This is a genomic window from Legionella birminghamensis, assembly GCF_900452515.1.
Lineage (GTDB): Bacteria > Pseudomonadota > Gammaproteobacteria > Legionellales > Legionellaceae > Legionella_C > Legionella_C birminghamensis.
Genome location: NZ_UGNW01000001.1, coordinates 1,623,041 through 1,634,964, shown reverse-complemented (window position 1 = coordinate 1,634,964; position 11,924 = coordinate 1,623,041). Strand labels below are relative to the sequence as shown.

Sequence of the window (11,924 nt, the reverse complement as noted above, 5' to 3'; positions counted from 1 at the left end):
TATTAATTAAAAAAGGAGCAAAAGGATGATGAATAACCCTCGCCTGATCGTGGGCATAAGTGGTGCATCTGGTATTATATATGGTATCCGCTTACTTGAAATCTTACGTCCTTTACCCATTGAAACTCATTTAGTGGTTAGTAAATCAGCACAATTAACTCGAGAATATGAAACAGAACTTACCGTTTCTGATCTTAAGAGTATGGCCGATGTCTACCATCCTATTAATGATATTGGTGCCAACATCGCAAGCGGTTCGTTTAAAGCAATAGGTATGATTGTAGCACCCTGTTCAATGAAAACTCTGGCGGAAATTGCACATGGTATCAGTACTAATCTTATCGGTCGCGCTGCTGATGTTATGTTAAAAGATCGGAGAAAACTGGTATTAATGACCAGAGAATCTCCCCTACATCTTGGTCATCTCGAAAATATGGTGAAAGTAACCATGCAAGGCGGAATCATCTGTCCGGTTATGCCTGCTTTTTACAATAACCCGCAAACAGTTGCTGATGTTGTAGAACACAGCGTTGGACGTGCACTTGATTTGTTTGATATTGAATCAGGGGTGGTAAAACGCTGGGATCCTGAATAAAGGGATTTTCAACAGGATGGCTTGCGACTATTGTAATGAGGTGCTGATATGAAGATTTTTTATGATAAGTATCCTGCAGCTGATAAAAACGAGCAATTTGCTTATTCCCAGAATCCCCGTCAGGCAAAGCCAGATGTTCCGCTCAAGGTTCATCTGGTATCAAAACACCCCGAAGCATTCTCTATTCATTTTGATGAGTTCGACAAGCTTTGCGACTGCAATCATTTCAGTCATGGACTGGAGGATGATTATCGTTATCTGGGGCGCGTTATTAAAGGAAATCAGCTCGGACGTCAATGGGGAATCCCCACAGCCAATATCGACGCTGAGCACATGTATCCCTGTCTTTCCGGAATTTTTTATGTGAAAGCAAGGCGTAAAAACGGCCAGTGCTATCAGGGAATTGCCAGTGTTGGCAGGCGGCCAACAGTTAGGGGTTCTGTGCAAGTATTGGAGGTTTTTCTTTACAATTTCTCGGGTGATTTATATGGAGAAGCCCTGGAAATTCAATTTATTCACAAAATGCGGGACGAGATTAAGTTTTCATGTATAAATGCCCTTATCGGCCAAATCTATGACGATATACATAAAACACATTTACTCTTTCCGGATTGATTTTTGTCTTTTTTTGAAACAATCCAGACTAAGGCTGTGCCTCTGCCAGTCTGGATTGCCCTCAGTTTATTTGCTCCCGTTATTTTAATTAATTCAGCAAGTTAAAAAATATGCTCCATTTTGTGAAATATCAAAAAATTATTCCTATACTGAGAGTTGAGCATAATGATTATTCTAAAACCTGATTGCATTACTCTCGATTAATAAACTGTCTCGGAAAATAAAATGAATCATATAAATAAAAGCGATTTGTTTGAACGTGCAAAAAAAGTGAAATGTCTTATCTGCGATATAGACGGAGTAATGACCGATGGTAAAGTATACATAGGCAACAGCGGCGAAGACATGCGTGCCTTTAATGCCCATGATGGCATCGGCATGCAAATGCTAATGGCCTCAGGCGTCCATCTGGCGGTCATCACTACATCCAATAATAATGTAATTTATGAGCGGATGCAGAAAATAGGCATACTATGTTATTGTGGTCAAATTGACAAACGTAAAGCATATATAGAGCTTAAAGAGGAATTGCAGTTACAGGATGATGATTTTGCCTACATTGGCGATGATTTATCTGATTTAATGATTATTAAGCAGGTCGGATTGGGTGTCACTGTTCCCAATGCAGTACAACAAGTCAAAGAATGGGCTCATTGGATTACTGAGCGCAAAGGAGGCGAAGGTGCTGTCCGCGAGATATGCGAGATTATACTCTTTGGCCAGGATAAGTTTGACATGGCATTGGAGGGATACCTTGCAAGCACAGCCTGTCTTTAATAGTTAAATAAATACACACTAAAAATTTCAAGATTAAATCGAGGAAAAATAATAAGGCTGGATCCCGGCTCATACGAATAAGGCAGAAAGATGCTAAGCTCTTCAAATAAAAAACTGTTCCCCGTGTTCCTGGTCAGCTATGAGCTAATCAGTTATTTATCGGTTGACGCCTATTTGCCGGCAATGCCGACAATTGCAACGCAGTTTGATGTCAGCGATAGTCTGGTACAGCTCACCTTGACCCTGATATTTCTAGGCAATGTCTTCGCCCAGCTTTTACTGGGAGGAATTTCAGAGCAGTATAGCCGGCGAAAGATTCTCCTGTGGGGTGGCGTGCTTTTTGTTGCTGCATCGTTTCTTGCGGCATTTTCTCCAGGAATTATAAGCTTGCTAATCGCCCGTTTTCTCCAGGGGATGGCGATAACTTCTTTAATAATCACTGGTTATAGCACTATTCATGTTTTATACGATCAGGAACAAGCAGTCAAAATCATTGCATGGATGGGTAGCATTACTGTATTTGCCCCTGCCATCGGCCCACTCCTCGGAGCCTTGATTTTGAAACTAGCCAGCTGGCGCTGGATCTTTCTTATTCTTGCCGTGGGTGCAACCTATTGCTTAATTTATTTGTTTAAATTAATGCCTGAAACAGCTAATTCGGATACACCAAAAAGCAGTTTTCAGCTTCTTGCTAAAAAATACTGGAAAACTACGATGGATCCACTGTTTATCAGACCCGCATCGGCCTGGTGTCTGCTATTTGCAGGATTGACAGCCTGGAGTATTTGCGGTCCCTTCTTCGTAATCAGTTATCTACAATATGACCCAATTACCTTCGGTATTGTCCAAGGCCTCATTTTCGCATTTTTCATTCTTGGAACCCGGTGTCTGGGCTGGCTGTTACGTTTCTATGCGCTAAGGGGCATCGCCACATTATGCAGTATAATTGTACTGGTCTCAGGCTTGCTGGCACTAATCTTCAGTATCACGGGGCTCTTCACGTTAACAACGCTTATAGCCACTCTGTTACCCATGGTATTTAGCCTGGGAGTCGGATTTCCTGTGTTTAGCCGTTTGGCAGTGGAAAGTAATGATGAACCAGTAATCATCAAAGTTTCACTCTACTCTCTTCTACTCAATTTAAGTTCGTTTTTTATGGGGATTATTGCCCTGTCATTTTTGAATAAAAATATTCTATTCTTTTTATTAGTCATGGCTTTGTTAGCATTTACGTCCTTCGCTCTGAGCTATTATAAACTGCCATTTGAAAAAGCTGAACATGCTGAAGAGCTGCCTAGTGAAAAGGAAATATAAACAAGCAGTCTCAAGAATGAGATCATAACTATGACAATGTTTAGAAAACAATCCTGGTCATCTATTGATAAGGAATCGCTGCCTGCAAATGATTCTTTATTATCCTGCCTTGTATTATTAAGCCGATTTTACCAAAATCCCTATTCGGCACAATCGCTTTCGGCACGGCTTCCCTTAAAAAGAAATCGACTAAGCCCAGCCCTGTTTGCACGAGCAGCGGCCCGAGCTTCCCTGAATGCTGAGTTAAAGGATATTGCCATTAATAAAATTACAGATGAAAACCTCCCTCTGATTTTGCTATTAAAAAATGAGGAGGCCTGTTTACTTATTCAGGATTCAAAAGGGCAAAAAAAGGTTTTCAAACCTCAGGATCCCAATCAATTGATTGCGCCAGAAGACATCCTGTCTGAATATACGGGGAAAGTGTTCCTGGTTCAACCTGAGTACAAATTCACCACCCGGTCTGAAGAGACTGTTGGCAAACGTTCCAGAAACTGGTTCTGGAAGGTATTGGTCAAATCCTGGCCGCTCTACTCTGAAGTGCTGGTTGCGTCCCTTTTGATTAACATTTTTGCATTGGTTCTCCCCCTCTTTACCATGAATGTCTATGACCGGGTAGTTCCAAACCACGCCATTGAAACAATGTGGGTCCTCGCAGGCGGAGTTGGTCTGGTATTCCTTTTTGATTTCATATTCAAAACGCTCCGCGCGCATTTTATCGATCAGGCCAGTAAGCGGAGTGATGTAGAGCTTTCTGCCTCCATATTCCAGCAGATCCTTGGCGTCAATATGAAAGAAAGGCCGAAGTCAGTAGGCGCCTTAAGTAATACGGTTCAGTCCTTTGAGGTTTTTCGCGATTTTATTACCTCAGGAACAATGACAGTGCTCGTCGATTTACCGTTTGTTGCTATTTTTATTCTGGTTATCTATTTCATAGGAGGTAATCTTTTCCTTATTCCTTTGATTATTGTGCCCATTATTTTTCTGGTTGGTTTTATATTGCAGCTGCCATTAATCCGATTGACCAAGCAATCGTATCAATTAGCCGCTGAAAAACAGGCCACCCTTTTTGAGTCCCTGGCAAATATAGAGACAGTAAAAACAGTGGGCGCAGAGTCTGCATTACAATCCCGCTGGGAGCAGCTGATTAGGCTATCCGCAAAAACGGGTATGAAATTAAGAAGCGTGTCTAATATCAGTATGAATGTAACTGCTTTTGCCCAGCAATCTGCGACCATTATTATGGTCATCGCTGGTGTATATATGATAAGTGAGGGCAATTTGACCATGGGTGCTTTGATTGCCTGTACTATTCTCACGGGCCGTGCCCTGGCTCCTATGTCGCAGGTGGCTTCCTTATTAACCCGCTACTATCAGTCAGTCAATGCGCTTAAATCCCTGAACCGGGTAATGCAGCTTCCGCTTGATGTCTCTGAGGAATCCCATTATCTGCATCGCCCTGCCCTGGCTGGTAATGTCGAATTTAGACAAGTTTCATTCGATTACGGCGATCAAAAAATACCTATCTTGAAGAACATTAATTTTGCCATAAAAGCAGGTGAAAAAGTGGCGGTAATTGGGAGGGTTGGCTCTGGTAAATCAACGCTGGCAAAGCTGATTCTAAAATTATACCTCCCTACAGATGGCGCTATTTTATTAGATGATACCGATTACCGGCAGATTAATCCTGATGACTTGCGTCAGCAGATCGGCTATGTGCCCCAGGATGTCAGCTTGTTTTATGGCAGCGTGAGGGAAAATATAATTATTGGTGCGCCATTTATCGATGACAAGTCATTAATTCGAGCCGCTAATGCAGGCGGCGTTGGCAGCTTCACTAATAAACACCCTGATGGATTTGACCGGCAGGTCGGCGAAAAAGGCAGTGAATTATCTGGAGGGCAACGCCAGTCGATTGCGATTGCCCGGGCTCTGCTCCGCAATCCTCATTTGCTCATCATGGATGAGCCGACTTCTGCAATGGATGATAATAGCGAGCGTTATGTAAAAGAACAGCTTAGTAATTTTTTAACACCTAAACACACCCTCATTTTAATTACCCATAAATTATCCATGCTTGAATTGGTTGATCGCATCATTGTTCTTGAAGAAGGCCGTCTGGTTGCTAATGGCTCCAAAGAAACGGTATTAGCAACCCTTCGTTCAGGTATGAGCATTCAGAAGGAAAAAAATAATGGCTGAGAAACCGCGTCTATTTTCGCATTTGATACTATGGGGAACAATTATTTTTGTATGCGTGGCAGTTTTATGGGCTCATTTTGCAATCCTGGATGAGGTAACCAAAGGGGAAGGTAAAGTTATCCCCTCCAGCCAGATACAGATTATTCAAAATCTTGAGGGCGGAATTGTCCATAAACTCTATGTTCGGGAAGGACAGATTGTCCAGCAAAATCAAATTTTAATGCAAATTGACAATACCCGGTTTATGGCCACTTTTAACGAAGCTCAAAAGAAAATGGCGGCCTTACAGATTCAGATTATTCGACTAAATGCCGAGATGGCTGACTCTAAAATGTCTATTCCCTCTGATCTTATCAAACAGAACCCGGGCCTGGTGGAGGCTGAAAAAGCTTTATTTAGCTCAAGAAAAGAGGAAATGGAGCAGATGAAAGAGGCTCTCAATAATGCAATTAAAGAGCTTAATTTATCAAAACCTCTGGTTGATAAGGGAGCCGTTTCCGAAGTGGAAATCCTGCGTTTGCAGCGCAGTGTGAATGAATTAAAGGGTAAAATATTTCAATTTAAATCGCAGGCCCTGGAGCAATTGAATAAAGCAAAAGGGGAGTTGGCAGCCCTTAATGAAGCGCATTTGGCTGACAAAGACCGGCTGGTCAGAACCACGGTGCGCTCACCGGTTAAAGGGATTGTGAAGCAAATTAAGGTCAATACGATTGGCGGGGTTATTCAGCCAGGAATGGATATTATTGAAATTGTTCCTTTGGATGATACCCTCCTCATTGAGGCTAAAATTAAACCCTCCGATATTGGTTTTATAAAAATGGGTCAGGAAGCCATGGTGAAAATTACCGCTTACGATTTCTCCATTTATGGCGGACTGCCGGGCAAAGTGGAGCAGATTAGTGCCGATACAATTACGGATGAAAAAAAGCAAAAAGAAGAAACTTATTATATTATTCGTGTGAGAACTGAGAAAAATTATTTAGGAACAGAAAAAAAGCCACTCTATATCATTCCTGGAATGATGGCAACCGTGGATATTTTGACCGGACATAAGTCGGTTCTGGATTATCTGCTTAAACCGATTTTAAAAGCCAAAGAAAATGCTTTGACAGAACGTTAGGCAAAAGTAGAACTCCTGGAACTCTTCCGATCAGGGTTCTACTTTTAAGATCTGATCACTCGTGTTCTGGCGCTACTACAAAAATGCCTGGTGCATTACGCAGGTATTCATTGTAGTCCATACCATAACCAAAAATATAATGATCATCGACTTCCAGGCCTACAAAATCGGCTTTCTTCAAGCCATTTGGAACCCGTTTATGGTATTTATCGACTAATACAGCGCTATAGACCGAATCTGCTCCCATTTCTTTAACAGCCTCAATAATTGCGGCCAAAGTGACACCGCCATCCAGAATATCATCGACAACCAGAACGGTACGTCCTTCCAGGTTGACACTTGGCTTAACCTTCCAAATGAGCTCCCCGCCGCGGATTTCACCGTTATAGCGGGTTGCATGAACATAATCTACCTCCAGGGGAAAATTAAGCCGGGGCAAAAGATTTCCCATAGGCACCAGGCCGCCAATCATAACGCACAAAAGGACCGGGTTTTTGTCGTGTAAGACTTCGTTAATGCTGGCAGCCATTTTATCAAGTGCTGCTTCAACTTCTTTTGTACTAAAAAGACGGGTCGATTTTTCGAAAACTTCTTTGATATTAACCGGTATTGACATCAGAATTCCTAAAATTAAATTAATTAAGTTGCAAGCGTCGTCTTTTCAGTATTATTCTCTTTTATTAGGTACTGGAAACATACTCACCTTGGCCTCCGACTTGCCATGCTCTCTAATTTTAGCTACTCCCTGTTTATTAACTTCATCGATCCGATAAATCGAATGAAGCGGGATGAATGTTTTTTTAATGTTACTGAATTCCAGCTTAAGACGTTCCTCAGATGGGTCGACTACCAGCGATGTATTTTCGCCAAATACAAAATCCTCTACTTCAAGAAAACCAAACATTTCACTCTCGTGAACTTTACGAGCATAGATCTCATACACTGTTTCCTGATGATTGAACGTAATACGGTAAATCGTTTTTTTGGACATAATTTAACCTGAAGTAGATAGTCTAAAGTGTAGTCGATGAAAGATTGATATCTTTCGCCGGGATTATACCGAATTTGCCGGATTGATGTAATCCCTTAATACAAGCCCATTAATGTCGACCTTCTGAATTACAACCCTGCTGGATGGGACGAATACGCATTTCAGCCAACTGTTCCTTGAATGTCAGAAATTGAGGCTGAATGGGTTCTTCCTGGAATTTTTTCATGACCAGGCAATAAAATCCTGAAGGAACTAGGGAAATCATTTTCCCTAAATGATTTAAAATCTGCAGCCTTTGTATCCACAGGGGGTCATCACAGGGAGGTATATAGTGAAAATACGATAAATGGCATTGAACATAACCCCGGTGAAGCATCCCTCTTTTAATAGAAAAAGCGGAACGCGGATAACTTTTGGTATGGCCAAAACAAAAATCATTTGACCAGCGCAGGCGCGCGCCCCACAGACTGACTGGATTAATGCCTATAAAAACCGCATAGCCCATTGGTTTGAGTATACGATCAATTTCATCCAGATTGACCCTGCTTAGTGTACCTTCCAATGTCAGAGGTGACAAAACGCAGTCAACCGAGTTCCTGTCTAGCGGAAGTTGGTCCAGCGCAGAAATAAAAGTGCTTGATGCAGCGTTAAAATGCGGTGTTGCAATCCACTTATGCTGGTATCGCAGTAATGGCAGCCATTCATTTTGTCCACAGCTACCCAGCTGTAACAGGCATTCCCCGTGAAGCAAGTCTTTTAAAGGATGTAATTCCTGATAAAAAGCTTTGGATACCGTCAAGCCTGGCTCTGTTGAAAACCATTCATCCAGCATTCGAAACCTGCTTTTTTGTTTTTCTACAGACAAGCGTTAATCCGGTTACACACCCAGCTTCTTTTGTATCACAAGGGCCACTGAAACAGCAAGTCACAAGTATCATTCATTCATGAGATATCCCGGCGATAAAATATCCGTATCCCCGGAACATCGACCCATAGCTAACTACACCAATGCAGTCGAATCCCCGCGGCGCAGACCGCGGGGCCCATGTCTGTTGGCCGAACAGGCTCTTCAGAAGAATCCCATATTACCGCTAGCAAATAAAAGCAGTTAGGAACAAGTCTTTCTTAAATTAGCAAAACCGATAGTCTAAATAGGCTTCGTGTGGGCCCCGCGGTCGTTGCCGCGGGGATTCGGATGGCGTTGCCGCGGGGAGTCGGATGGCGTTGCCGCGGGGATTCGGATGGCGCTGCCGCCGGAATTCAAAACGAAACGTCAGAACTTATAAACGCCGCGGATAAACCTCTCCATTTTCGTGCATTCAAGTGAGTTTTTGTCTATAGTAATCATAGAATTAACTTCTTATTGAACCAATGGCTATAACAACGGAAGAACACAGGCTACAAGGTATTGCGCAGCTAATGGTCCATGAAAATCTCATCGACAGGACCAAAGTCCTTGAATGTCAGACGCAGGCTCAACAAAATAAGCAAACTTTATTGCAGTATATGGTGCAAAATCACATTCTAAGCGCTCAGCAAGTTGCTTTAATAGTTGCCCAGAATTTTGGATTGCCCTTCCTTGATCTGGACTGTGTTGACCCTGAAGCGCTTCCCATTTCTCTGGTTAATGAAAAATTAATACGCCGTCATACAATTCTTCCTTTGTTTACCCGTGGGAACCATCTTTTTCTGGCGACTGATGACCCAAGCAAACAAGCTTCTTTTAAAGAAATCCAATTTCATACCGGTCTTCATACTAACTCCATTATTGTCGAAAGCAATAAGCTGACAAAACTGGTTGAGCGTCTGCTGAATGAAAAAGAAACCCAGGGTCTTAGTGACTACGTTCAAGACGAGCTTGATGATGTTGAAATCAATGCAGAAGAGGAAGAAACTGAACGTAATGTTGCCACCGAAGATGCGCCGGTAGTCAAGTTTGTTAATAAAATCCTCTTCGAAGCGATCAAAAAGGGAGTTTCTGACATTCATTTTGAGCCTTATGAACGGGATTACCGAATTCGATACCGCCTTGATGGAATTTTAAATGAGGTTGCGGCCCCTCCTATCAGCCTGGCAAGCCGTATTACAGCGCGGATTAAAATTATGTCCAACCTGGATATCTCTGAAAAACGGATTCCACAGGACGGACGTTTCAAAATGAAACTGTCGCGGGCCCGTTCGATCGATTTTCGGGTGAGCACTTGCCCTACTATCGCAGGTGAAAAAGTGGTAATGCGGATTCTTGACCCAGGTTCTACAAGACTTGGAATCGAAGCCTTGGGATTTAGCCCATTACAAAAAGCGCACTTCATAAAAGCGATTGAAAAACCGCAGGGAATGATTCTCGTGACCGGCCCGACAGGAAGCGGTAAAACTGTTACCTTGTATACGGCGTTGAATATTCTGAATACAAAAGAAAGTAATATTTCAACGGCTGAGGATCCCGTTGAAATTAAAGTACCTGGTATTAATCAGGTGAATATCAACCCTAAAGCCGGATTAACCTTTTCAAATACATTAAGAGCTTTCCTCCGTCAGGATCCGGACATAATAATGGTCGGGGAAATCCGTGATCTTGAAACAGCCGAGATTGCTGTTAAGGCCGCACAAACCGGACACCTCGTTCTTTCTACCTTGCATACTAATAGCGCAGCAGAGACGCTCACCAGACTGGTCAATATGGGGATCCCATCATTTAATATTGCGAGCTCAGTGAGCCTGTTAATTGCGCAAAGGCTAGCCCGTAAATTATGTGACGCCTGTAAACTTGTTCGTGATGACGTGACACCAAAAAGCCTTGTTGAACTGGGCTTTACAGAGGAAGATAGCCGGCAGGTAAAAATTTATAAGGCAGTTGGCTGCCCAATTTGCAATCAAAATGGTTATCGCGGTCGAATTGGGCTATTTGAGGTTATGCCTATGTCTAAAGCACTGGGTGAATTAATTATGTCTGGCGGCACATCCATTGATATACTTAAACAAGCCCAGGCCGAAGGAATGTGGACTATCTATCATTCAGGATTGGAAAAGATAAAACAAGGAATAACAACAATAGAAGAAGTCAACCGCGTCACAATGGATTAATCTATGGAAAAAGTAGAAAACAATTTGCGTAGCTTTCGCTGGGAAGGGATAAATCGTGCAGGAGAAAAGGTAAACGGTATTATTGACGCCAAAAGTCTTGTTCTTGCAAAAGCGGATTTATATAAGCAAGGTTATATCGTTAAGAAGATTGTAAAAAAAAGAAAACCATTGTTTGATAGAAAAAACCGAAAAATCAAACAAGCAGATATCACCATTTTTAGCCGCCAACTTGCAACAATGATAGCGGCAGGTATTCCGCTCATTCAATCGTTTGATATTGTTGCCAAAGGTCAGAGTAATGCCCGGATGATAAAACTACTGGACAATATAAAAAAAGATATTGAGTCAGGGACAGGTATGGCGGAGGCTTTATCCAAGCATCCTGCTTATTTTAATGAGTTATTCACCAATCTGGTTGATGCCGGTGAAAAATCAGGCTCTCTGGATATTATGCTGGATAAGATTGCTACCTATAAAGAAAAGATTGAAACAATTAAAAAGAAGATAAAAAAAGCACTCACCTATCCCATCGCTGTGCTCGTGGTTGCTATATTGGTAACGGCAGCTCTACTCATATTTGTTGTTCCGCAGTTTGAATCTTTATTCAAAGGTTTTGGCGCGGATTTACCGGCTTTGACCCGTGGTGTGGTCAGCTTATCCGCATTTTTTCAAAAGTACTGGTATTTAATTTTTGGCATTATGGGGGGCGCAATCTATGCCTTCGTTCATTTTAGGAATCATTCGCCGCAATTTGCCCATACTGTCGATCGGAGCATCCTTAAAATACCGGTTATCGGCACTATTATGATAAATGCCGCCATCGCCCGTTTTGCCCGCACTTTATCCATTACCTTCGCCGCCGGTTTACCGCTTGTCGATGCCCTGAAGTCTGTAGCTGGTGCAACCGGTAATATTTTATATGCTGAGGCGACCGATAAAATCCGTCAGGACGTATCCACAGGCCAGCAAATGCAGTTGGCCATGCAAAATACCCGCATGTTTCCCAACATGGTAATTCAAATGGTTGCTATCGGTGAAGAATCGGGTACCCTGGAAAAAATGTTGGGGAAAGTCGCGGATTTTTACGAGGAAGAGGTCGACAACGCGGTTGATGCATTAAGCAGTTTATTAGAACCGATAATTATGTCAATCTTGGGAATTCTGGTTGGTGGATTAGTCGTCGCTATGTATCTACCTATTTTTAAACTTGGCTCCGTGGTATAAAT

General features: G+C 42.4%; 11 protein-coding genes. 8 read left to right on the top strand and 3 right to left on the bottom strand.

Features of this window, described 5'->3' with window-relative positions; all coding sequences use genetic code 11:
- The first annotated feature begins 25 nt into the window (after positions 1-25).
- From DYH42_RS06920 to DYH42_RS06895, 6 genes are all read left to right on the top strand, one after another.
- Positions 26-595, top strand: a complete 570-nt coding sequence (locus DYH42_RS06920; protein WP_058524107.1) for a UbiX family flavin prenyltransferase — start codon at positions 26-28, stop codon at positions 593-595.
- Positions 596-643: 48 nt separating this feature from the next.
- Positions 644-1,210: a riboflavin kinase gene (locus DYH42_RS06915; RefSeq protein ID WP_058524106.1), complete on the top strand. Its 567-nt coding sequence runs from the start codon at positions 644-646 to the stop codon at positions 1,208-1,210.
- 225 nt (positions 1,211-1,435) lie between these two features.
- Positions 1,436-1,987 (top strand): KdsC family phosphatase, encoded by a 552-nt coding sequence (locus tag DYH42_RS06910; protein WP_058524105.1) that lies wholly within the window; start codon positions 1,436-1,438, stop codon positions 1,985-1,987.
- A gap of 90 nt (positions 1,988-2,077) precedes the next feature.
- Positions 2,078-3,301 (top strand): MFS transporter, encoded by a 1,224-nt coding sequence (locus DYH42_RS06905; RefSeq protein WP_058524104.1) that lies wholly within the window; start codon positions 2,078-2,080, stop codon positions 3,299-3,301.
- A gap of 30 nt (positions 3,302-3,331) precedes the next feature.
- Entirely contained in the window at positions 3,332-5,503 is a 2,172-nt protein-coding gene (locus DYH42_RS06900) for a type I secretion system permease/ATPase (protein WP_058524103.1), read from the top strand.
- Positions 5,496-6,623: an HlyD family type I secretion periplasmic adaptor subunit gene (locus DYH42_RS06895; RefSeq protein WP_058524102.1), complete on the top strand. Its 1,128-nt coding sequence runs from the start codon at positions 5,496-5,498 to the stop codon at positions 6,621-6,623. The genes DYH42_RS06900 and DYH42_RS06895 overlap by 8 nt, the downstream gene beginning before the upstream one ends.
- Positions 6,624-6,678: 55 nt before the next feature.
- Here DYH42_RS06895 and DYH42_RS06890 read toward each other — a convergent pair whose 3' ends face one another.
- The 3 genes from DYH42_RS06890 to DYH42_RS06880 form a co-directional block, all read right to left on the bottom strand.
- Positions 6,679-7,239, bottom strand: coding sequence for a hypoxanthine-guanine phosphoribosyltransferase (locus DYH42_RS06890; protein ID WP_058524101.1), 561 nt, complete (start codon positions 7,237-7,239; stop codon positions 6,679-6,681).
- 51 nt (positions 7,240-7,290) lie between these two features.
- Positions 7,291-7,614 (bottom strand): DUF1820 family protein, encoded by a 324-nt coding sequence (locus DYH42_RS06885; protein ID WP_058524100.1) that lies wholly within the window; start codon positions 7,612-7,614, stop codon positions 7,291-7,293.
- 109 nt (positions 7,615-7,723) lie between these two features.
- Complete coding sequence (locus DYH42_RS06880; protein ID WP_058524099.1) at positions 7,724-8,446, bottom strand: methyltransferase domain-containing protein; 723 nt, start codon at positions 8,444-8,446, stop codon at positions 7,724-7,726.
- Between the two features lie 539 nt (positions 8,447-8,985).
- Between DYH42_RS06880 and pilB the strand changes: the two genes are divergently transcribed.
- Positions 8,986-10,698, top strand: coding sequence for a type IV-A pilus assembly ATPase PilB (pilB, locus tag DYH42_RS06875; RefSeq protein ID WP_058524098.1), 1,713 nt, complete (start codon positions 8,986-8,988; stop codon positions 10,696-10,698).
- A 3-nt stretch (positions 10,699-10,701) separates the two neighbouring features.
- Entirely contained in the window at positions 10,702-11,922 is a 1,221-nt protein-coding gene (locus DYH42_RS06870) for a type II secretion system F family protein (RefSeq protein ID WP_058524097.1), read from the top strand.
- Positions 11,923-11,924: the final 2 nt, after the last annotated feature.